20 protein-coding genes are annotated in these 21,472 nt (G+C 42.9%); 10 read left to right on the forward strand and 10 right to left on the reverse strand.

Translation table 11 applies throughout. From position 1 onward, the window contains the following. Positions 1–147: 147 nt before the first annotated feature. Positions 148–1,338: an MFS transporter gene (locus tag WKK05_RS37760; protein ID WP_341531370.1), complete on the reverse strand. Its 1,191-nt coding sequence runs from the start codon at positions 1,336–1,338 to the stop codon at positions 148–150. A 538-nt stretch (positions 1,339–1,876) separates the two neighbouring features. On the opposite strand from WKK05_RS37760, the gene WKK05_RS37765 reads away from it, so the two are divergent. Then, positions 1,877–4,507, forward strand: a complete 2,631-nt coding sequence (locus tag WKK05_RS37765) for a CHAT domain-containing tetratricopeptide repeat protein (RefSeq protein ID WP_341531371.1) — start codon at positions 1,877–1,879, stop codon at positions 4,505–4,507. A gap of 209 nt (positions 4,508–4,716) precedes the next feature. Here the strand turns inward: WKK05_RS37765 and WKK05_RS37770 are convergent, their stop codons facing one another. Further along, positions 4,717–4,860 (reverse strand): hypothetical protein, encoded by a 144-nt coding sequence (locus WKK05_RS37770; protein WP_341531372.1) that lies wholly within the window; start codon positions 4,858–4,860, stop codon positions 4,717–4,719. A gap of 127 nt (positions 4,861–4,987) precedes the next feature. Beyond that, positions 4,988–5,173, reverse strand: coding sequence for a hypothetical protein (locus WKK05_RS37775; RefSeq protein ID WP_341531373.1), 186 nt, complete (start codon positions 5,171–5,173; stop codon positions 4,988–4,990). 247 nt (positions 5,174–5,420) lie between these two features. Between WKK05_RS37775 and WKK05_RS37780 the strand changes: the two genes are divergently transcribed. The 3 genes from WKK05_RS37780 (at position 5,421) to WKK05_RS37790 (ending at position 7,398) form a co-directional block, all read left to right on the forward strand. Continuing rightward, positions 5,421–5,552 (forward strand): hypothetical protein, encoded by a 132-nt coding sequence (locus tag WKK05_RS37780; protein WP_341531374.1) that lies wholly within the window; start codon positions 5,421–5,423, stop codon positions 5,550–5,552. Positions 5,553–5,689: 137 nt separating this feature from the next. Next, positions 5,690–5,824, forward strand: coding sequence for a hypothetical protein (locus tag WKK05_RS37785; protein ID WP_341531375.1), 135 nt, complete (start codon positions 5,690–5,692; stop codon positions 5,822–5,824). A gap of 344 nt (positions 5,825–6,168) precedes the next feature. Beyond that, positions 6,169–7,398, forward strand: a complete 1,230-nt coding sequence (locus tag WKK05_RS37790) for a pentapeptide repeat-containing protein (protein WP_341531376.1) — start codon at positions 6,169–6,171, stop codon at positions 7,396–7,398. Here WKK05_RS37790 and WKK05_RS37795 read toward each other — a convergent pair. Further along, the gene (locus tag WKK05_RS37795; RefSeq protein WP_341531377.1) at positions 7,390–7,578 is read right to left on the reverse strand and encodes a hypothetical protein; all 189 of its coding nucleotides are present in this window, start codon (positions 7,576–7,578) and stop codon (positions 7,390–7,392) included. The two genes, WKK05_RS37790 and WKK05_RS37795, sit on opposite strands and share 9 nt — an antisense overlap. Before the next feature lie 447 nt (positions 7,579–8,025). On the opposite strand from WKK05_RS37795, the gene WKK05_RS37800 reads away from it, so the two are divergent. Beyond that, a complete protein-coding gene (locus WKK05_RS37800; RefSeq protein ID WP_341531378.1) occupies positions 8,026–9,375 on the forward strand; it encodes an ATP-binding protein in 1,350 nt (449 codons plus the stop codon). Positions 9,376–9,599: 224 nt separating this feature from the next. Continuing rightward, the gene (locus WKK05_RS37805) at positions 9,600–15,134 is read left to right on the forward strand and encodes a ribosome assembly protein 4 (RefSeq protein WP_341531379.1); all 5,535 of its coding nucleotides are present in this window, start codon (positions 9,600–9,602) and stop codon (positions 15,132–15,134) included. Between the two features lie 7 nt (positions 15,135–15,141). Here WKK05_RS37805 and WKK05_RS37810 read toward each other — a convergent pair whose 3' ends face one another. Further along, positions 15,142–15,294 (reverse strand): hypothetical protein, encoded by a 153-nt coding sequence (locus WKK05_RS37810; protein WP_341531380.1) that lies wholly within the window; start codon positions 15,292–15,294, stop codon positions 15,142–15,144. Positions 15,295–15,445: 151 nt separating this feature from the next. Next, on the reverse strand, positions 15,446–15,802 hold the full coding sequence (locus WKK05_RS37815) for a hypothetical protein (protein ID WP_341531381.1): 357 nt from the start codon (positions 15,800–15,802) through the stop codon (positions 15,446–15,448). Positions 15,803–15,817: 15 nt separating this feature from the next. On the opposite strand from WKK05_RS37815, the gene WKK05_RS37820 reads away from it, so the two are divergent. From WKK05_RS37820 to WKK05_RS37830, 3 genes are all read left to right on the forward strand, one after another. Next, positions 15,818–16,039, forward strand: coding sequence for a hypothetical protein (locus WKK05_RS37820; protein ID WP_341531382.1), 222 nt, complete (start codon positions 15,818–15,820; stop codon positions 16,037–16,039). A gap of 179 nt (positions 16,040–16,218) precedes the next feature. Beyond that, a complete protein-coding gene (gene aroQ, locus WKK05_RS37825) occupies positions 16,219–16,890 on the forward strand; it encodes a gamma subclass chorismate mutase AroQ (protein WP_341531383.1) in 672 nt (223 codons plus the stop codon). Positions 16,891–16,921: 31 nt separating this feature from the next. Next, entirely contained in the window at positions 16,922–17,149 is a 228-nt protein-coding gene (locus WKK05_RS37830) for a hypothetical protein (protein ID WP_341531384.1), read from the forward strand. On the opposite strand, the gene WKK05_RS37835 is transcribed toward WKK05_RS37830, so the two are convergent. Both WKK05_RS37835 and WKK05_RS37840 read right to left on the reverse strand, forming a co-directional pair. After that, positions 17,138–17,977, reverse strand: a complete 840-nt coding sequence (locus WKK05_RS37835) for a hypothetical protein (protein ID WP_341527843.1) — start codon at positions 17,975–17,977, stop codon at positions 17,138–17,140. The two genes, WKK05_RS37830 and WKK05_RS37835, sit on opposite strands and share 12 nt — an antisense overlap. A 5-nt stretch (positions 17,978–17,982) precedes the next feature. Continuing rightward, positions 17,983–18,777: a hypothetical protein gene (locus WKK05_RS37840; RefSeq protein WP_341527844.1), complete on the reverse strand. Its 795-nt coding sequence runs from the start codon at positions 18,775–18,777 to the stop codon at positions 17,983–17,985. A gap of 49 nt (positions 18,778–18,826) precedes the next feature. Here WKK05_RS37840 and WKK05_RS37845 point away from each other — a divergent pair, with 49 nt between their 5' ends. After that, complete coding sequence (locus tag WKK05_RS37845) at positions 18,827–18,964, forward strand: hypothetical protein (RefSeq protein ID WP_185592387.1); 138 nt, start codon at positions 18,827–18,829, stop codon at positions 18,962–18,964. Between the two features lie 144 nt (positions 18,965–19,108). Here the strand turns inward: WKK05_RS37845 and WKK05_RS37850 are convergent, their stop codons facing one another. Both WKK05_RS37850 and WKK05_RS37855 read right to left on the reverse strand, forming a co-directional pair. Next, complete coding sequence (locus WKK05_RS37850; RefSeq protein WP_341531385.1) at positions 19,109–19,579, reverse strand: DUF1392 family protein; 471 nt, start codon at positions 19,577–19,579, stop codon at positions 19,109–19,111. Continuing rightward, positions 19,576–21,057, reverse strand: coding sequence for a DNA cytosine methyltransferase (locus tag WKK05_RS37855; RefSeq protein WP_341531386.1), 1,482 nt, complete (start codon positions 21,055–21,057; stop codon positions 19,576–19,578). The genes WKK05_RS37850 and WKK05_RS37855 overlap by 4 nt, the downstream gene beginning before the upstream one ends. Positions 21,058–21,472: the final 415 nt, after the last annotated feature.

A 21,472-nucleotide genomic window follows, 5' to 3' on the forward strand; every position in this document is an offset into this window, starting at 1 on the left:
TCACACTTAGCCACAATGTCATATCCTAATCAGTGATGTTTGATTGAGAGTCTAGAATTTGCGTTATCAATTGTGTTAAGTACAATCAACTTTGATGTGTTAAGTACAATCAACTTTGATGTGTTAAGTACAATCAACTTTGATGTGTTAAGTACAATCAACTTTGACCAACCAACGATGTAAAATCACCATTACAACTACTAAAGGAATCATCAAAACTGGAATAATTTCCAAACCCGTATGATTTGCAACAGCACCAATGACTGCTGGAATGAAGGCAGCCCCCAAACTTGCAACGCAAGTAATAAAACCAATTCCGGCTGGCACGAGTGCAATAGGTATTCGCTGCGGCATTAACCAGATTGTTAGCGGGAAGATGGGAGCCAAAGCAAAGCCGATTATCGGTAAATTGAGTAATTGTGTTGGTAGCAACCACCAAGCAATTAAACTGACTGCTAACAAAGTTAAAGCACTATCTAATGTACGAGTTGCACCAAGATATTTAACTACACGTCCGGTAACTAAACGTCCTAAAGTTAGTCCCAACCAATAAGCACTGATACTATAGCCTGCAAGAACTTCTGGCGTACCTCGGCTGACTGTCTGGACACTATAAGCCCAATTACCTATTGAAGCTTCCGTACCTACGTAAACTAGTAATAATAAGCCTGCTATTAATACCGCAGGTGTTTTCAAAACTACAGGTAGATTTGAGGTTGCATTTGAATTTTGAGACTTAGTAGGCTTAGTAAGTGGTCTGTAGTTAGATAGAACTGCCCAAAGCATCCCTAGCACTGTTAAAGCAACAATAGAAGCGAACACTAAGTAAACAGCTCGCCAATTGAGGTTCATTGCTAATAGCGTTGTGGCAAGCGTCGGGCCTAAAAACGCACCAAGTCCGTAAAAAGCGTGGAGTAAACCGATTAAATCAGCATTACCTTGGTGGTTAGCAATATAACTGTTGATGCCAGCATCAATTAAGCCAATTCCTAAACCAAGGAATGTACCTGCAACAATCATTAATAACCAGTAAGGAGAAACAGCGTAAGTCACAAGAGCGCAGGTAAGGCTAATAGATGCTAGCAATAACATCCGTGCTAATCCAATATGGTTGCCCAGAGAACCACTAGCCAATGCAGCGAACATATAACCAGAAACCTGTCCTAGGAAAAGTAAAGTAATAGTTGCATTATTCAAGTTAAATGTTGCTTGAATCGAGGGGATTAAAACACCTAAGCCGCCCTCAGCAATGCCAATTGCAATAAAAGCATAAAAAGATAGAGCGATACCAATCCAGGCTTGATTGTTTAAGCATCCCCGCTGGAATAAATTGAACAAACCTTCGATACCTCACGATTAATAGTGTTGACTTCACAGATACCCCAAAAAAGTTTGTTCAATTTATTTTTGCTCAACTCCTAAACGTGAGCGTGAAGATGACATAATTATTACTCCTATAGCCAACCATAGCAAAAGTTTCATGTTTAAAAGCGTGCCATTCCCTTTCACAGCCTAAGATTGCCAACTTGGGATAAAATGGCGCAGCGTTGAAGGAGCGAAGGGCAAACACTGGGCAAAGACTCATTAATGGAGGTCAAAAGCTCGTTCACGAGTACTAAAAGCTCATTTACAAGTCAACAATGTCGTGTGAGCGCTAATTTTTCTTGTAAAACGGGTGAGACACCTTGATTTACAATACACTCACAATAATAAAGCGCCCTTGATCACAAACCAAGCTGTTGGGGGTAAGCGTAGTCATGCCGTCAGGCTTATCGCTTTTGTTCACTCTTGTATAGTGCATCTAATTTGCATATCTTTCAGCAGGTGAGAGAGATATCTCCTTAGACTCTCTACTTTACTTTTTACTCTAAAATCTATGCGCGATCGCAAACTTAGTTTAACCGTATTAATCACTCTCATCTTGACTGTTTCACAACCCATCGCAAATTTGCCTCCACTATTCGAGGCGTCGCAGGTATTGGCGCAAACACCAGCAGACCGGAAAGCAGAAGCAGATCGACTGTTGCAGCAAGGTAATGAGCAGTTGCAAATTAGTCAAGTTCAAGCCGCATTACAATCTTGGCAACAAGCGCTAATTATTTATCGAGAAATCAAAGATCGTAAAGGTGAGGGAAATACCTTGGTTGCTCAAGGTGTTGCTTACCTTTTTCTGGGAGACAACGCTAGTGCGATCGCATCTTTAGAACAAGGTTTAGTCATTGCTAGGGAAACCAATAATCAGGATTTGGAGAAAATAGCTGAGGAAAGTCTACAGTATGCTAAAAATCGAAGTCCCCGCCGAGTAGAAGCTGATAGACTCTTGGCGCAAGGTATGGAGCAACACAAAATCAGTCAATTTGAAGCTGCATTACAATCTTTCCAACAAGCGCTAATTATCTATCGAGAAATCAAAGACCGTGTAGGCGAGGCTGCTACTTTGGGTAATCTGGGACTGACTTACTCTTATGTGGGGGACTACGCCAAGGCGATTGAATACCAGCAGCAGGCTTTGGCGATCACACGAGAAATTAAAGACCGCCAAAACGAAGGTCTAACTCTGGGCAATCTGGGAATTGCTTACTCTTTTCTGGGAGACTATAGTAAGGCCATTGAGTATTACCAGCAGAGTTTGGCGATCGCACGAGAAATTAAAGACCGCCAAAACGAAGGTCAAATTCTAGACAATCTGGGAAATGCTTACTCTTCTCTGGGAGACTATAGTAAGGTCATTGAGTATTACCAGCAGAGTTTGGCGATCGCACGAGAAATTAAAGACCGCAAAGGCGAAGGTCTAACTCTGGGTAATCTGGGAATTGCTTACAGGAAGTTGGGAGACTACACCAAGGCCATTGAGTACTACCAGCAGAGTTTGGCGATCGCCAGAGAATTTAAAGATCGTAATAGTGAGGGTGCTGCTCTGGGTAACCTGGGACTTGCTTACTCTTATTTGGGAGACTATGCCAAGGCCATTGAATACCAGCAGCAGAGTTTGGCGATCGCCCGTGAAATCAAAAACCGTTTAGGGGAGGGACAATCTCTGAGCAATCTGGGGCTTGTTTACCAAGAATCTGGCAAGCTCACAGAAGCAGAAACAACCCTCCGCACTGCGATTGAAGTCTTGGAATCTCTCAGAGAACAGTTGGGTAAAAATGATAGCTACAAAGTCTCAATTTTTGAAGAACAAGCTCGTACTTACCGCACATTACAACAAGTCCTAATTGCTCAAAATAAAACCAAAGAAGCGTTAGAAATTTCTGAAAGGGGGCGTTCTAGGGCATTTGTGGAGTTATTAACTTCACGCTTGTCTGACAAAAATATAGATCAAATCCCAGAAAAACCTACACTGTCGCTACTGCAACAAAGCGCTAAACAACAAAATGCTACCCTCGTTGAATATTCGATTATTTATGATTCTTTCAAAATTCAGGGTAAACAAGAAACTCAAGAATCAGAACTCTACATTTGGGTAATCAAACCCACAGGTGAAGTCACCTTTCGTAAAGCTGACCTCAAACCCCTGTGGCAAAAAGAAAATACAACTCTTGACAAGCTTGTTACTACCAGTCGTAACTTCATTGGTGCAACAAGTACACCTTTTCGCGGTGGTATTATCCCCAGGGAAAATCCTGATAAATCCAAAGCCAAACAAAAATTTCAGCAACTTCATAAACTGCTGATTGAACCCATTGCTGACTTGCTTCCCAAACAAGAAACTGAAAAAGTTATCTTCATTCCCCAAAGTAGCCTATTCCTCGTCCCCTTCCCCGCATTACAAGACGCAGACGGTAAATACCTGATTGAAAAACACACTATTCTCACATCACCATCAATTCAGGTTTTAGACTTCACCCACAAACAGAAACAACGAATCGGCACAAAACCCATAGAAGGGAAAGATACGCTGATTGTAGGTAATCCAACAATGCCTTTTCTTGCACCAAAAATCGGTGAAACTCCGCAACAATTAACACCTTTACCTGGTGCTGAACAAGAAGCGATCGCCATTAGTAAATTACTCAAAGCTGAACCTCTCATTGGCAAGAAAGCGACAATTGCAACTGTAGTGCAGCGTTTACCCCAAGCGCGATTTGTTCATTTAGCAACCCACGGTTTATTTGATGATATCCAAGGATTAAATAGCGGTATTGCTTTAACTCCATCGGGTAAAGATGATGGTTTATTAACTGCCTCGGAAATTCTCGATCTGAAGCTAAATGCCGAATTAGTCGTGTTAAGTGCTTGTGACACCGGACGCGGACGCCTAACTGGAGATGGGGTAATTGGTTTATCTCGTTCTTTAATTAGTGCTGGTGTACCCAGTGTCTTAGTGTCGCTTTGGTCGGTTCCAGATACGCCCACAGCCCTATTAATGACGGAATTTTATCAAAATCTTCAAAAAAATCCTGATAAAGCACAAGCACTGCGGCAGGCAATGTTGACGACGATGAAAAAGAGTCCAAATCCTGTTAATTGGGCGGCTTTTACTCTTATTGGAGAAGCAGAATAAGTTGTTTAAAATTATCTAGTAACCTGAAAAGCACTGTAATATGCTGCATAGCCTTACACAACCCAAAAATACAATCCTTTTAGGCAAAAGGCTTTTGACATTAAGTGAAGCGAGAGGTTCATGAATTAAGCCCAATCATTAATATTCTTGAGCGTTGTTTCCATAGATCCAAATATTGATCGGGAGCATAGCTCCATACACTCAAGAAGTTACGCTGCTTGGGACTGGTTCAACTGCTGCAACCAAAGAATAATTCTCTCCCTCTGGCTAGCACCAACCTTAGTACTAGCAATCTTCAGCGCTTGCCTGGGAAATATCTCTCGGAAATCCGCCAGCCGGAGCGAAATTCTCACACGCCTCCAGGCACTCAACAATATAGTCGATTGAGTCGAGGGCTAACCATTCCTTCGTCGCGTCTAAGTCACAGATATAATACTGCATAGCTTCGCATTAGCTTTGACCATTATTTTAATACAGCCTTCACTCACCAGGAGGATTTGAGCCGTTGCCACCTTGCCTAAAAGCTTTGGAAATCATCTGTTCCATGTGGTCAATTGCATAATCGATAGTATGTATGAGGTCAGCCACGCTATCTCCCAACTGCTGACATAACTCGCCAATTGCAGCATTATTTTGAGCGATTGCCTCGCTGTTCTGCTGGGTCACTTACTGTAACTCGGCAATCGCAGTACTATTCTGTTGAACAGTCTGTTGCAGTACTCCTTGGTTAGCAGCGACTTGCTTCAAAATCCTCTCAAGGAAGGACTAGGCAGTTGGCTGACTGTCGGGCGTCGCTCATGCTGGCCCTAGTTTCTACAGGTTACTCAAGAACATGAGAGAGTCTAGCTGCTGGGATGATAACTTATCATATCAAAGCTGACTAGCTCCTGAATTCTTCAAACCTTAATAAGTAATGAAAAGGTGGATTTCTGCTGCTGGCTGGGTGTCTCGCCTGAAAAGTTTTCGCGGGCGGACAGTTTCAGCTTTTGATAACCATTGGTTAACACGCATTGGGCCAGTGGTGTTGCATTGGGCGAATGGTTGAGAGCGTCTAATCCTTGCTTAATAAAGCTTTCAAGGTTTCTCGTTATTTTTGCGTAAATTACAAAAGTATAGCTGAAAAATATTACATGCCAAACTTTTCAAATGTAAAACAGGGACAAGATTTAAAAGGAGAAAAAAGTGGTAAAAATAGCTCGAGAAGAAGAATTGTTGAGAAATCAAGGGAATTTTAAACCGCCCAAAGTTGGCTCTCCTGACAATCGCCAAGGAGGAGCAACTCGTCAACTAGAAGTACCTGAAATCAAATTAGGATAATAATTGCTTTATTTTCTGTCTGTCCGGAAAGTCCAAAACTCTAGCTGTATCCTATTACATACCGAATCTCCTATATTTAGCCAGGGACAACAGCCTAAAAGTCCCTTATACAAATTCATTCCACTGCTTAAAACTGCCCTGATTCTACTTTCATGGGCAGTTTTTTCTTGCACTCTTGCTACAAGAGCCAGTACCCACTGCCAACAATAGAATCACACGTGCAGTGCGTTGTTTACTCGCTGTAAGAGGAATATTGCGCGGAGCGTCCGTAAAAGCGTTAACCTCAAGTGTATCAAACATAGACCCTGACCAGTAGTAAAACTCCTAGCACAGGAATTTAAGTAATGGCGAAGATTCAGCAGACTTGGCAACTTTGGATTTCTGGACTCCTTGGCAAATTGGTAAAGCGTGGAGAAACAGTAGAGTCGGGAGCAGAAGTTAGTAAACAGTTTGCGATCACAAACTCCAAATTCTTGTGGCGTGTTCTAATTACTATATCTATTGTGGCTACGCTTATTCCTGTTGTCTCAGGGACGTATTTGTATGGTACAGGATTTGGGACAGATTCAAATAAATCAGTAACCATAGAAGAAGTAATAAATCCTAAAGATGGAAAGATTATTAAGGTTAGGAAAGAAACTGAGCAGTTTCAATCAGGTAAGACTCTTTGGGACTGGTTAAGCTTAGCTGGTACATTAGCTATTCCGGTTATAGTAGCTATTTTAGGATATCAATTTCAGCGTAGAGAGCAAAAACGCACTGAGCAGCAAAGCAACCTTGAAAGAGAAATAGCAGAGATTAATTCGCGTGAAGAAGGTATAGAAGCTTATATTGACCGAATGTCAGATATATTGCTTGACAAGCAATTATCACAAAAAATCAAAACTTTAGATTTTAGTGATGTTAGAAAAATAAGAGAAAAGATAGAACAAGATTCAGAATTAGATACAGCAATTAATGTTGCTCGCGTCAGGAGTTCGTCAATATTACGGAGGTTGAGCGGTGACCCAGAGCGTCAAACAAGGGTTTTATATTTTTTACGTGATACTGAACTTTTGAAATTTATTTTTATAGAAGCAAAGCTCGAAAAGATTAACCTTAAAGAATCAGTACTAAACGATAGTAACCTCTCTGGCGCTTACCTCTATGACGCTAACCTCTCTGGCGCTTACCTCTATGACGCTAACCTTTCTGGCGCTTACCTCTATGACGCTAACCTTTCTGGCGCTCACCTCTTTGGCGCTAACCTCAGAGGTGCCAACCTCGAAGGCACTAACCTCTCTGGCGCTCACCTCATAGGCGCTCACCTCAAAGGCGCTATCCTCATACTTGCTCACCTCGATGGCGCTGACTTCTCTAGCGCTGACCTCTCTGAGACTTGCTTCTATAGCGCTAACCTCGAAGGCGCTAACCTCGAGGGCGCTAACCTTCTCAATATTATTTGGGATGAGCATACAAACTGGAAAGAAGTTCGGGGATTAGATAAAGCACGAAACGTACCTAAAAGCTTACTTTCCCAATTAAACTCAACTGCTCACCCCTTGCCCCCTCCAAATACTCCACCGTCAGCCTGACACAGCCGCCTCCGCTAGTGATCGCAGCAACCGCCTCCGATAGAATTCCTGTTGCAAAGAAGACAACACCCCAAGTTCCGACCAATCGCCCAACTCCTGCCCATCCAGAGATATCCGGTAGTAGCCACAGGGGATGTGATCGCACTTCACAGGAACAAGAGCATCTACACACTTGGTCAAATTTAGTAATTTACGGAATATTACCCTTGAGGGTACTACTGAGGGTAACCCATGACTGCAAGTATTTGAATATTCATGTCAAGGCATAAACACTTAAAATATGGGAGTAAAGATAAGTGTAGTGTCATTTAATAAAGTCTTGAAGAAGAATTCAGAATTCAGAATTCAGGAGTCAGAACAAGAAAGTGTGAGATTCAAATCCGCCACTAATTGTTCGCATGATTACGTCTCCCTTTCGGAGAAGACCGCTAAATCTCCAATAAGCGTGGGGGTTTTAAACCCTTGCAATTTATCTGCCAGTCGCACTCAGGTAAATTCTGACTCCTGACTCCTGACTCCTGACTCCTGACTCCTGACTCCTGACTCCTGACTCCTGAATTCTGTTTTAATAAAGTCTAATATTATTCTTTTTCTAAAAAATATTAATAATCAATATATTACTTATTTATGACCACAGATTTACTAGAGTTTTTCCAGCGAACAGACCCCAGCCGGACTTTACAGGTCAATCAAGGTTTAGATAAGAAGTACTACATTGATTTCTCTTCAGTCAGGGGTGGCGATATTATTGGCAAGCTGAAGCAGAAAATTACGTTTTTCAAGGCAAACGAACCGACCTGCACCCTGTTCACTGGTCATATCGGCTGTGGGAAATCGACAGAGCTAGTCAGGCTACAGGTGGAACTAGAGGCGCTGGACTTTCATGTAGTGTATTTCGAGTCAAGTGAAGACTTAGAAATGACCGACGTGGACATTGCAGATGTACTACTCGCGATCGCACACCGTGTAAGCCAAAGCCTGGAGAAAATCACGCTCTCTGAGCCGAACAAATTCCATGAACTGCTGCAAGGGGCATTGAGGGCGCTGGACTCCGAGGTGACAGGGTTCAAAGTAAAAACACCAGTTGGCGACGTTGGCTTGTCTACTGAAAAAGAAAAATTCTCCCTCGCGTTGGGTATCGGTGAAATCACAGCCAAGACGAAAAGTAATCCCATACTGCGGGAGAAACTCAACCAATACCTGGGGCCACAGAAAACCAGACTACTGGAAGCGATTAATCGGGAACTACTAGAGCCGGCGATCGCCAAACTAAAGCAGCAGGGGAAAAGAGGACTGGTGGTGATAGTCGATAACCTCGACCGCATAGACAACCGGATTAAGCCGTGGGGTCGTCCACAACAAGAATATATGTTCGTGGATCAGGGGGAGTTTTTGACAAAGCTCAACTGCCATTTGGTTTTCACAATGCCCCTGGCGCTGAAGTTCTCCAATGATTACGGAACGCTGACCCAAAGATTCCCGGAAGACCCGAAGGTACTGCCGATGGTTCCAGTGCAATGGCCAGACGGCAGCATACATGAGCAGGGGATGGGGCTGATGCAGCAGATGGTATTGGCTAGGGCATTTCCTGAATTGCAACCAGACGAGCGGTTAAACCACATAAGTAAAATCTTCGACAGTAGAGAAACATTAGAACGTTTGTGCAGAGCGAGTGGTGGTCATGTACGAGATTTGCTCAGGTTGCTTAACACCTGGATTCAGGAGGAAATGACACTGCCACTTTCCCGTAATACCCTGGAGCAAGTGATTCGCTCTCGACGCAATGAGATGACGATGCCGATTTCGGATTCGGAGTGGGAGTTACTACGTTATGTTAAGCAAAAGAAGAAAGTCAGCGATGACCAAGGATACCAAAAGCTAATCCGTAGTAGATTTGTATTTGAATATCGAGATGGGGGCGAATCCTGGTTTGATTTAAATCCCATTTTGGCAGAGGCAACGGAGTTGAGTAGTTGAGGGAGTAGTGAACTTTTTACTAGGGGGAAAGGGTAAAGGGAGCAAGTATAAAAGCTTTTCCCCACAAGGTATAGAACAAGTATTTTTAAATGTGGAGAACCTTAAAGAAGATGATGCCGCCATGTAGAAAGGAGAATTAGCGTATAACTACTTGAAATCCCTGTTTCCTAATTAATTAGTTCCCTTTCCCCTTTTACCTTTCCCCGTTTCCCTTCTTCAATTCTATGAGTACACCGCACCAATCAGATGAACCCCCAAATTATGAGCGATCGCTACAACAGCTAGCTTGGACGCTTCAAGCTTCGGTGGGACAATTTAAGTTGATTTGGGCGCGGTGTAACTACAGTGATTTACGAAGTCGCTTAATAGAAAGGTTAAGCGAAATCTGTAAAATTAAAATTCAGGTACTGCAACTTAAAGAATCAGAAAGAACGCTATTTACTGCAATCCGTTCAGAATTACAGCCAGATGCCCAAGCTCTAATGATTGTGGGCTGGGAATCATTGCAGGACTTACCGCAGATGCTGACAAGTGCTAATCAGGTGCGCGAAGAATTTCGCAAAAACTTATCTATTCCCGTAGTCGTGTGGATTAGTGAAGAAATCCACCACACCATCATGGAGATTGCCCCTGACTTGGAAAGCTGGGGAACTAGCAGAAGTTTTGCGATCGCGCCTGATGATTTAACCCAATTTATTAACCAACTGGCTAAGGAATATTTTGGGAGTAAATTAAGTATAAATGATTACTCTTTACTAGAGTTAGAATTAGAGGCAGCACAGAGAGAATTGCGGTCTAATGACCAGGAAACAGAAGCTAATTTAGCCTCTGTGCTAGGTTTTGTAAAACAAACTAACAAGAAAATAGACCATGCTTTAAAGTATTACCAGAAAGCCTTATTGCTATGGCAGCAACTGAATAATGCCAAAAAGCAAGGAAATACTCTTGGTGAAATAGCTTATTGTTATTATCTCAAAGCTTTCAAAAATAAAGATACCAGCCACCCAGACTGGCAAGCAACTCGGCAGTATACGCAAGAATACATTACATTTCTCAACGAAGCTAATAGTCCAGATTTAATTGCTAGCTCTATTACCAAATTTGGTTACATACTACGTGATTTGAAAGAGTGGGAGCAACTCAAAAATTTAGCTCAGCAGGCTTTACAAGTACACCAAGCTAACATTCAGCTTATAGAGTTAGCTTTAGATTACGGGTTTTTAGCCCAGGTTGCGCTGGCTCAGTCACGCTGGAGCGAAGCTAAACAATTAGCACTTCTAGCATTAGATGTCTTACCAATAAATTCTAGGACAGAGGTAGTACCTGACCTCTTGCAAGAATCTGTAGAATTACATAATTCGAGCTTTTATAAATATATTTTGGCACAGGCTGAATATGAATTAGGCGAACCCCAACAGGCAATTCAAAACTTAGAAGTTGCAAGAGATGGTAGCAGTCCTATTAAAGATTTACAGCTTCATCTGGATATTCTTAGTTACTTGCAGCGCGTCTACTTTGAGAAAAAAGAATATCTCAAAGCTTATGAAACAAAACAGCAGCAGAGGTCTATTGAGCAGCAGTTTGGGTTACGAGCGTTTATTGGTGCAGGTCGATTACAGTCCACAAAGCTTACTCAAATAGCCCTGAACAAAACTGACATTCAAGAAAACATTGCTCCTGAAATCGCTGCATCAGGTCGCCTATTGGATGTAGAGAGATTAGTAGAACGTCTGGGGCGGCATGATCACAAACTAATAGTTATTCATGGGCAATCAGGTGTAGGTAAAAGTTCGTTAGTGAATGCTGGGTTAGTTCCGGCTTTAAAGAATAAAAGCGTAGGCATTCAAGACTATCTACCTGTAGCAATGCGAGTTTACACCAATTGGGTGGAAGAACTTGGGCGCTCATTGCAGCAGGCTTTGCATGAAAGGAGGGGAGCCGTAAATGAGCAAGCTTTAGAATTTGAGGTTGACGCTTTAATTGCCCAACTGCGTGAAAATGAACAGCACAATCTCAGAACAGTGCTGATTTTTGACCAGTTTGAGGAGTTTTTCTTTGTTTACACCGAACCAAAGTACAGACAGCAATTTTTTGAGTTTTTAGGAGAATGCCTGAATATTCTATCAGTGAAAATAATTTTGTCACTGCGGATTGATTATTTGCATTATTTGCTGGAGTGTGATGATTTACCCAGCATGACAATTATTGGTAATGACCTTCTTGGTAAAAACGTACTTTACAAGTTAGGAAATTTCTCAGCTGATGATACCAAGTCAATTATCAAACGTTTAATAGGAACTACCAGTTTTCACTTAGATCCTGATTTAATTGACCAGCTAGTGGAGGATTTGGCCGTAGAATTAGGCGAAGTACGTCCCATTGAATTACAGATAGTGGGATCGCAACTACAAACAGAGAACATAACGACTCTGGCAGAATATCAACAGCGTGGAACGAAAGAAGAACTAGTTAAACGCTATTTGGCTGAGGTGGTTAATGATTGTGGTGTAGAGAACCAACAGATAGCCGAATTTTTGTTGTACTTGCTGACAGATGAAAAAGGGACTCGTCCACTTAAAACGCGTGTTGAAATAGAACTAGAACTACAAGCATTAGCCGCAGAGATAGCCACGAATAGCAATAGTTTAGATTTGGTGTTAGAAATTTTAGTCAAATCTGGTTTGGTGATTTTGTTACCAGAGAATCGGGCTAATCGTTATCAGCTAGTACATGATTACATCGCTGTGCTTGTTCGCCAGCAGCAGGAGCCGAAGTTAAATCAGTTGATGGCTCAACTAGAACAAGAAAAGCAGCAAAGAAGGCTCAGTGAAGAACAAAGAAGACTCAGTGAAGAACAAAGAAAACTCAGTGAAGAACAAAGAAAACTTGGTGAAGTCAAACTTAATAGTTTTTTGAAACGCGCTCTGTTTGGTTCAGTTGCAGCCGGAGTAGTCTTAGCTGTGCTGGCAGTTACAGCGTTCTTTCAAACACAGCAAGCCAAAGAACAGAAAAAACTTGCTCAAGAACAAAGAAATCAAGCCACAATTAACGAGATTAAAGCATTAGCTAATTCTAGTGAAGCACTTTTGCTTTCAGAACAAAACTTTGATGCTTTAATACAATCCTTAAAAGCAGGGGGAAATCTTAAGAATGCAGAAGTTTCAAAATCAAATAATATCCGGATGCAGACAATTATAGCGCTACGGGAAGCGAGCTATTTACAATTAGGCGAAAATCAATTTAGAGAACGTAACCGTTTAGAGGGGCATAGCGGTGCAATCCGGGGTGTAAGTTTCAGTCCGGATAACCAGACCATCGCCACTGCAAGTGATGACAGTACAGTAAAACTGTGGGATAGGAGTGGCAAGGAACTTAAAACACTCAAGGGGCATAGCGGTTTTGTCTTAAGTGTAAGTTTCAGTCCGGATAACCAGACCATCGCCACTGCAAGTTTAGACAATACAGTAAAACTGTGGGATAGGAGTGGCAAGGAACTTAAAACACTCAAGGGGCATAGCGGTGCAATCCGGGGTGTAAGTTTCAGTCCGGATAACCAGACCATCACCACTGCAAGTCAGGACGGTACAGTAAAACTGTGGGATAGGAGTGGCAATCTAGTTAAAACACTTAAGGGGCATAGCGATGCAGTCAATAGTGTAAGTTTCAGTCCGGATAACCAGACCATCGCCACTGCAAGTTATGACGGTACAGTAAAACTGTGGGATAAGAGTGGCAATCTAGTTAAAACACTCAAGGGGCATAGCGGTTATGTCAATAGTGTAAGTTTCAGTCCGGATAACCAGACCATTGCCACTGCAAGTTCTGACGGTACAGTAAAACTGTGGGATAGGAGTGGCAATCTAGTTAAAACACTTAGGGGGCATAGCGATGCAGTCAATAGTGTAAGTTTCAGTCCGGATAACCAGACCATCGCCACTGCTAGTTCTGACAATACAGTAAAACTGTGGGATAGGAGTGGCAAGGAACTTAAAACACTCAAGGGGCATAGCGGTGCAGTCTGGGGTGTAAGTTTCAGTCCGGATAATCAGACCATCGCCACTGCAAGTTATGACGGTACAGTAAAACTGTGGGATAGGAGTGGCAAGGAACTTAAAACACTTGAGGGTCATAGCTATGGAGTCAGAAGTGTAAGTTTCAGTCCGGATAACCAGACCATCGCCACTGCTAGTTCTGACAATACAGTAAAACTGTGGGATAGGAGTGGCAAGGAACTTAAAACACTCAAGGGGCATAGTGGTGCAGTCAATAGTGTAAGTTTCAGTCCGGATAACCAGACCATCGCCACTGCAAGTGATGACAGTACAGTAAAACTGTGGGATAGGAGTGGCACTCTATTTAAAACACTCAAGGGGCATAGTGGTGCAGTCAATAGTGTAAGTTTCAGTCCGGATAACCAGACCATTGCCACTGCAAGTTATGACAACACAGTAAAACTGTGGGATAAGAGTGGCAATCTAGTTAAAACACTCAAGGGGCATAGCGGTGCAATCCGGGGTGTAAGTTTCAGTCCGGATAACCAGACCATCGCCACTGCTAGTTCTGACAATACAGTAAAACTGTGGGATAGGAGTGGCAAGGAACTTAAAACACTCAAGGGGCATAGCGGTGCAATCCGGGGTGTAAGTTTCAGTCCGGATAACCAGACCATCGCCACTGCTAGTTCTGACAATACAGTAAAACTGTGGGATAGGAGTGGCAAGGAACTTAAAACACTTAAGGGGCATAGCGATGCAGTCAATAGTGTAAGTTTCAGTCCGGATAACCAGACCATCGCCACTGCAAGTTCTGACAATACAGTAAAACTGTGGGATAGGAGCGGCAAGGAACTTAAAACACTCAAGGGGCATAGCGATGCAGTCAATAGTGTAAGTTTCAGTCCGGATAACCAGACCATCGCCACTGCAAGTTCTGACAGAACAGTAGTTTTATGGGATTTAAATTTAGATAATTTATTAAAAGATGGTTGTAATTGGCTGAATAATTATCTAGCTATTCATCCTGATACCTTGGAAGAATTATCAGCTTGCCAGATTTCAGAAATTAAAAAACAAGCGGCTAGTGCGTTAGTTGCACAAGGTGAAAACTTAGCACGCAAAGGTAATATCCAAGCTGCTGTTACTAAGTTTCACAAAGCACAGCAGTGGAATGTTGATTTAAAACTTAACCCAACTGACCCAGGTAAAAAAGCGCAGCAATTAGCTGATTCTTCTTCTCTAGTTGCTCAGGGTGAAGAGTTAGCACAAGCAGGTGATCTTGAGAGTGCAGTTGTTGATTTTCAAAAAGCTTTGAAACTAGATTATAAATTAGAGATTGAGCCAAGGACGAAAGCTGCCTCAATTTTGATTGACACAGGTACAAGTCTTGTTTTCAAAGAAAAGTTTAAAGAAGCGTTAGAAGCTTATAATAAAGCCCAAGCATTTGATAGTAAAATAGAAATATCTGCTGAAAATTGGAACTCACTTTGTTGGCAAGGTAGCTTAAAAAGACAAGCCAACATTGTGTTACCTGCCTGCAACAAAGCCGTAGCACTTTCGCCAGATAATCGCATCCAAGACAGCCGTGGGTTAGCCAGAGCGTTGACAGGGGACTTCGAAGGAGCAATTACAGACTTTGAGGCCTACATTGTTCAGGCTGATGATAAAGATACTAAAGTACAACGGCAACGCTGGGTGAAAGAGTTACGGGCTGGCAAAAATCCGTTTACAGATGCAGAACTCAAGAAACTGAGTGGCGAGTAGATGATTTTTACAACTGCACAGTAGAGTTTGCTACAGCCTTCTCCACCTCACCAAACACCGCCACACACTCCCCGCTGAAGACCTTCTGCACCCGCCTCCCAAGCATACCACCAGAAACCCCCCTGGTTCCCAATAGTCCGTCACTACTCCGGGTTGTCATTGGCGGGAAGTGAGGTTGTAGACTTGCACCTGTGTTCCGATGCCTACGGCGGGCGGTTACGCCATCGCCACATCTGCAATAACCTCCACGTTCTTCCAGCCGGGAGGAAGGTAGTCGTAGCTCTTAACCCCGCCAAGCAGTTCAGGAATGGTCAAGTGTTCAGTAGTAGATTTGACTGGTGGAAGGGTACTCTCATTGCCAGTAACCAAAGATTCAACTGTAGATTGTTCCCTTGAAAGACAAGAGTTTGGGCAATTGCACCTTTACTAATGCTGGCTTGTGGTGTGATTGACTCTGTAATGTTACGCTTATAAAATTGTTGTAGAACTGTATCAGTATATTTTAGGGTATCGGTTAATCCGCTACCCTTATTTAATTGGGTAGGCGTGAGTATAAACCCATTTTGTGATCCATTTGTGGACATTTGGTCAGCCACTAACCCAACTTCTCCACCCCATAATTCCGGCAGCGATGCCTCCGGCAACGTCAAGGACGAACGCTCAAACACCTCCTGCCCAACGATATGGCTGTGACAGAAATCCCCAATTTTCTCAAAACACAACAAGGTAATATCTGCACACGAAAAGCTGCTGTCTCCGAACCCAAAGCTCAATCAACTGCTGCCGCTCCTGAAGAATCAGCAGAAACCAACGCTCATACTCAAGTTCAGGTAGTAGGATTGCTAGCACAGATAGCTTGCAGCAGGGACTCTGCACAAAATTTAAGAATATCTGCATTTGATTAAATGCTACTTCTTCGGTCTGTAATTGTATCTCAATCCTGCATACGCAACAGCTTTTTGTTTTGTAATGAGCTTGCTTTTTGTGAGTAACTATGAGATATTTTGCTTGAGATTTAAATGCTATATTCCTATCAACTTACTGTAAAAAACTAATAATTAGCAGGCTGTATCAGTTTTTTGACATGAAATTAAGTTTTTTGACAAAGCACCCACTTCTGTTTATTATCATAATTTTATTTGAGCTTTTTTCCAGTAGTAGAGTAGTTGCTGCTAGCTTCAAATTAGAATTTGCTGCCAAGAACTCTGGGTTGTTACAATCAGCAAATCCTCAAGATATTACAAGTGCAGAGCAACAATTACGTGTAGATAAATTACTAAAATTGATCCAGCAAAGATTGCTAATTGCACATGATGTAGCCCGATGGAAATGGAATCACAAACGTCCTATCGAGGATCGAAAGCGTGAACAAGAGTTATTATTAAAGGCTAGGCAACAAGCAATAATCCATAGCCTAGAACCCGATACAGTTGCAGCATTTTTTCAAGCACAAATAGAAGCAGGAAAACTTATCCAAGCAGTTGATTTTCAAAACTGGCAAAAGCAAGGCATTAAATCTTTTCCTCATGTGCCAGACTTAAACCAGATATTGCGACCATCTTTAGATAAATTAAATACAGAGTTTCTTTTTGCTTTAACAGAACTGACTCAATTTCTAGGTTGTCCGCAGATACGGGAATTAATTCAGTCACGTTCCCAGGTGATTATTCAGGGAGATGGTATTGTCAAGCAAGTGCAGTCTATTGCAATTTCACCCTTGTTGCAATTTCAAAGCACTTCTTGCTCCCGTCAGTAGACCGAAAAATTCTGCGACTGTCTTCTTCTAAATGAGACGATCGCCCGATCACCTCCCGCCCGACGATGTGCCTGTGGCAGAAATCCCCGATCTTCTCGAAACACAACAAGGTAATATCTGCACACGAAAAGCTGCTGTTTCCGAACCCAAAGGTCAATCAGCTGCTGCCGCTCCTGAAGAATCCCTCGGAACCGACGCTCGTACTCTCTTTTCAGCTTCAGCATCCTGGGCTGAAGACTTCCACCCCCTAGCTATCTAATTGGTATTTCAGGGCTTGAGACTCAAGCACAGTCAGAAGTTCCGTATGTTGATCGACTAAAGCTTGTATTGTGGTAACTGGATGACGATGAAGGCGATGTTTTTGTTGACGGGGTGCTTCATCCATTGCTAATCTGCGACGTTGAGTGTTGTATTCCGCTACAGGCACTTCCCGAATTTGTGTCAGCAACATTTGTTCACTTTCGGCGAAGAAAAGAACTTGATATTGCCCAAAATCACGTAATTCGGCAGTTGATTTGCGCCCACTAATTCGCCGTTGATTGCGACGCAAAAGGCTAAACATAGCTTCCATTTTCAAGTTATCTGGCGGTAAGCCAGGAATGTCATAGCAGTGCAATAAATCAGTACCGTATTTATGCCATAGTTTTTGTAGCTTTTTCTTCAAGGCAAACTGTGCGGGATTTTGTTGAGGGTCGGGCTGAAATTGCTGTAATAACTCTTCCATTTCGCGCCGAACTTGAAAACTTGTTAAAGGTAATTTTACAGTTTGTGTAACATCGGTCGCGCAATCAATGCGTGGACTGGTTTGTTCAGGATAGTGCAAACATTCTGCAATTCGTTGCAACCAATTGTGTGTTTCTTCTAAGTCGGAGGCTAATGAACGATTGCTACTTAAGGCTTGGTCAATCCATACTGACAAGAGAGACAAATAATCTGTATCAAGTTCTCGACATGGTAAACTACGTAGTATCTGTCCAATAGTTTCTAATTGCTGGTAGCCGCTTAAACCGCCCCAGCGAAAAGGTTTGCGACTGGTGCGATTGACACAATCCCGAACCGCAGCCCGAATCTGGGATTCGATTGCCATTAACTCTATGTCTCGTGACAAATAGGGGATTCCTGAAAAAAAGGGAGACTGTCTTGCTGCTGTTCGGAGCCTGGGTGTTGGGCTCTTTCTGAGTACTCAGGGACTTTTGGCAGATCATCTAAATCTGCTTTTAATTGCTGTCTGAGCTTTGTGTCTAATGGCAGCACCACTTCACTTAAATTACTGAGAAAGTGGGCTTGACAACGTTGATGGGGTGCATCTGGCCAACTTGAATTCATTGCCGCAATGATTGATTTTTCCCCATCTGACAATGTTGCTAGCACTTTATACGGTAACTCTTTATATGGTTGCAGCCACTCAATTAACCTTTGTGCCTGTGCCTGTGGTAACTGAATTCCACTTACTGGTGTACCGCTTAATACCTCGTACAATACATACAGTAAGGTTCCGTGGCCTTCGGGCTGTAAGGCATCTATTGCCCAAATCAAGCCACCATGATGGACTGCTGTGGCAGCTAATTTCTCCTGTGTATGTGCAATCGTTCCACCCAATAGTGCCAGAAATTGACGGTATAGCTTACCTACATTGCTTTCGTTAATTTCAACACCACGCTGGTTTAATAAGCGCCGAATTTCTGCCAACTGTTGATGCTCATTTTCATGTTGCCAACCAATAAATGCCAGCACGTCTAGCCCATAAGTACTGTAAGGCAGACTGTATTTTAACACGCCAGTCGCGTAGTAATGTTTACCAAAATGTGTGCAACTATGATTGGTACATTCTTTACTCTTGCCTGCCACAAATACTGCACCATCCATTGTTTGAATGGTTTTACGCATGTGTCTTGGTCTGCGTAGCGCTAATTCTGCCCCACAATGCACGCACTCAATGAGTGAACATTCTAATACTATTCGTTTGATATTACTGAATTTTCGTTCTGGGCGATGGCGAGGCAACTTTACTATCACTAATTTTTTACTGCTGCTAGGTGCTTTCCTCAGTTTACCTGCTTTGTATACCAATTAGATAGCTAGGGCTTCCACCACTTTAGGAGTTCTGGAGTTGGCGCGAACAGGGGAAGGTGTTTGCCTTTCCAGTTTTTGGGAGGGTACAGCGAGATGGAGATGCCCTCGCCTCGGATTTCGCCACGGTAGTATGAAGTGTACACTGTCATAATCGCACCCGCTCCAAATCATAGTCAGTCACCCGCGCAATAGAATCTCTGGAGGTAAAAACCTCGTCACCTTTTTCAGATATCCCCGGCGACATCCACTCCACACTGTAGAACCAGCAATCGGTAATCAAATGAATCCCCTGGACAATCCTTATGGGTGGCCCATCACCATGAAACCGAAACTCGACCAACTCACCCAAGCGAAACACAGGTTTTTCTTTAGTAACCGGTTGCAAATTTCCTGTACCAATAAGTTCGTGTCTCAAAACAGTAATATTGTCATTACCAGTAGCAATCTCGTATTTCCAACCCTGTTGTGACCATTCCACCCCACAGCAGTAACCGAATGCTTTGACTCTTTTGACGTACACCCGCTCAAGCAAACTTACCAGTAACGGCGGGATTCGTGGGCCCCACGGCGGGGAAATGTACCAGCACTGTTCTAAGTCGTGGACAAGATTAGTCATACTATGTCGGCTCCTTTTAATGTACTTTGTACTGATGCGAATAACTGACTTGCAAAACTGGGAGGGACAGAGTAGCCGATGATTGACCCCGCCGTAGCAGTTTTGTTGGGGAATTCGTACCAACTGGGAAACCCTTGCAAGATTGCAGCCCCTTCAATAGACAAGGATTTGACCGTACCATCCGGCAACCAGATATTAGCGAACTTACTACGGTTGCAGCCTTTGTGGTCGGTGAAATGTGATCGTAAGATAGTGTTACAGGGCAAGTGTGCAGGTTTATACTTTGACTCTGTACGTCCCCCAACTCTCTGTATTAGCAATGGCGTTGGTTCGTTAGCCATCAGAAATTGTTCTACCGCTTGCCGTTGTTTGGGGAGTAGTTGGGAATCGGTCATGGTGGGGATGAGGTGAGCGATCGCCTCATACCACCCTATTTGTTTTCTGTGAGTGGGTATTGCAACGCGAAACCCCCTACTGGCAACCAGAACTAACCGCCGCCGCGCCTGGGGTAGTCTAAATTTGTCCATGTTGACCACGCTGTAATCAACTGAGTACCCCTCTTTTTCCAAAGCTGACAGAATGATACTGAAACTCTGGCTATTCTGATAGCGCGGCACATTCTCCAGCGTGAACACCCGTGGCTGCAACTGTCGGATAGCTTCTGCTACAGCTAATGCTGCCGTCAGATCATCAACCGTTTCAATGCCCTTGCCTGCTTTGGCTGTGTGGGCTTGGCTGAAGTTGGCGCATACTGGGGAGGCATGGAGATAGTCAGGGCGGCGGGGAAAACCTATGAATCGTGACTGCGCTACTTCTTGAACTGTTAGCTGAATGACTTTGCAGCCGTATTCGCTGAAATTGCGGTGATGAGTTTTGGCGATCGCCTGACTTAAATCTGGTTTAGTCGGGTCGAATTCCACCGCGATGACCGGACGAATACCAGCTTCGACCATCCCCGCTTCTATCCCACCGCCACCCGCGAAAAGTACTACAGCGATGGGGGCATCATCTGGAAGTGTTGGTTTTAATTTTGTGTTATCAAAATTCTTGCAGACATCTAAAATTTTTGGTGATGTCTTTTTGGTTTTCGCTTTTTTGATAAAAGCGATAATATCTTCCCTGGTTGCCCCCTGCTGTTGTAGTGTCCGAATCATTGGGACAGCGCCAGGGGGAATTGAACCTATACTTCGTCCTTTCCAGACTCCATTGTGTTTTTCCTTCCAATTAAAAGCCCATCGCCAATGAAAGGGGTTATTTGGGTCACGTTCACTAATCACACGCGGATAAGAAACAGTCTCACTATTTTGTAGCTTTTTAGTTTCAATGTACGGATAAAGACATCCAACCGATTCCACCCATGCGGCTTTCATCCCTTTCTCTAAGAATTTTTCGGGTGTCGCAGATAACTCAATGCTTACAGGCTCATCGAAAGTAGGAACTGGAGAGTGTAGCCTGTTGTTACCGCCAGTTTTAGGCATAAATTAACTCTGGTAATGAATGACGTTTCCTTTTTCACAAAAATGCTTCATCCTATTTGTTATTGGTTCGGATTCCTGCTTTGATTTGCCACTAGATTAATTCTGAAGGTAAAAGAAATATGCTCTATAGTTTGAGGTAGGAGAGCATATTATGGACAAAAATTATTAAATATAATTTGCCAACATCTAAACAGAATTCTAGTTATGCAAAGTGTGTAATTAAATAAAGATAGGAGCTTCCACGAAAGAATTCCATCTTTTTTATGTGTTGTCATTCCGTTATACCAATGAATGCTTTTGCTCACTAAGTTTTACAAGCATTTAAACTAAAAATCGCTAAGTTATTTATTTTTCTCTCGTCGTGGTAAAGTTTCATCTGAGTTTAAATTAAAGGGAATTTATATAGGTGCGCGGA

The sequence above is a fragment of the Nostoc sp. UHCC 0302 genome (assembly GCF_038096175.1).
Classification (GTDB): domain Bacteria; phylum Cyanobacteriota; class Cyanobacteriia; order Cyanobacteriales; family Nostocaceae; genus UHCC-0302.

What these genes read in the sequence shown, in the direction of transcription:
- WKK05_RS37765 (WP_341531371.1), top strand. Translation starts at nt 1,877, where the DNA reads ATGCGCGATCGCAAACTTAGTTTAACCGTATTAATCACTCTCATCTTG.
- WKK05_RS37780 (WP_341531374.1), top strand. Translation starts at nt 5,421, where the DNA reads ATGAAAAGGTGGATTTCTGCTGCTGGCTGGGTGTCTCGCCTGAAAAGT.
- WKK05_RS37790 (WP_341531376.1), top strand. Translation starts at nt 6,169, where the DNA reads ATGGCGAAGATTCAGCAGACTTGGCAACTTTGGATTTCTGGACTCCTT.
- WKK05_RS37800 (WP_341531378.1), top strand. Translation starts at nt 8,026, where the DNA reads ATGACCACAGATTTACTAGAGTTTTTCCAGCGAACAGACCCCAGCCGG.
- WKK05_RS37805 (WP_341531379.1), top strand. Translation starts at nt 9,600, where the DNA reads ATGAGTACACCGCACCAATCAGATGAACCCCCAAATTATGAGCGATCG.
- WKK05_RS37810 (WP_341531380.1), bottom strand. Translation starts at nt 15,294, where the DNA reads ATGACAACCCGGAGTAGTGACGGACTATTGGGAACCAGGGGGGTTTCT.
- WKK05_RS37820 (WP_341531382.1), top strand. Translation starts at nt 15,818, where the DNA reads ATGGCTGTGACAGAAATCCCCAATTTTCTCAAAACACAACAAGGTAAT.
- aroQ (WP_341531383.1), top strand. Translation starts at nt 16,219, where the DNA reads ATGAAATTAAGTTTTTTGACAAAGCACCCACTTCTGTTTATTATCATA.
- WKK05_RS37830 (WP_341531384.1), top strand. Translation starts at nt 16,922, where the DNA reads ATGAGACGATCGCCCGATCACCTCCCGCCCGACGATGTGCCTGTGGCA.
- WKK05_RS37835 (WP_341527843.1), bottom strand. Translation starts at nt 17,977, where the DNA reads ATGGCAATCGAATCCCAGATTCGGGCTGCGGTTCGGGATTGTGTCAAT.
- WKK05_RS37840 (WP_341527844.1), bottom strand. Translation starts at nt 18,777, where the DNA reads ATGCGTAAAACCATTCAAACAATGGATGGTGCAGTATTTGTGGCAGGC.
- WKK05_RS37845 (WP_185592387.1), top strand. Translation starts at nt 18,827, where the DNA reads ATGAGTGAACATTCTAATACTATTCGTTTGATATTACTGAATTTTCGT.
- WKK05_RS37850 (WP_341531385.1), bottom strand. Translation starts at nt 19,579, where the DNA reads ATGACTAATCTTGTCCACGACTTAGAACAGTGCTGGTACATTTCCCCG.
- WKK05_RS37855 (WP_341531386.1), bottom strand. Translation starts at nt 21,057, where the DNA reads ATGCCTAAAACTGGCGGTAACAACAGGCTACACTCTCCAGTTCCTACT.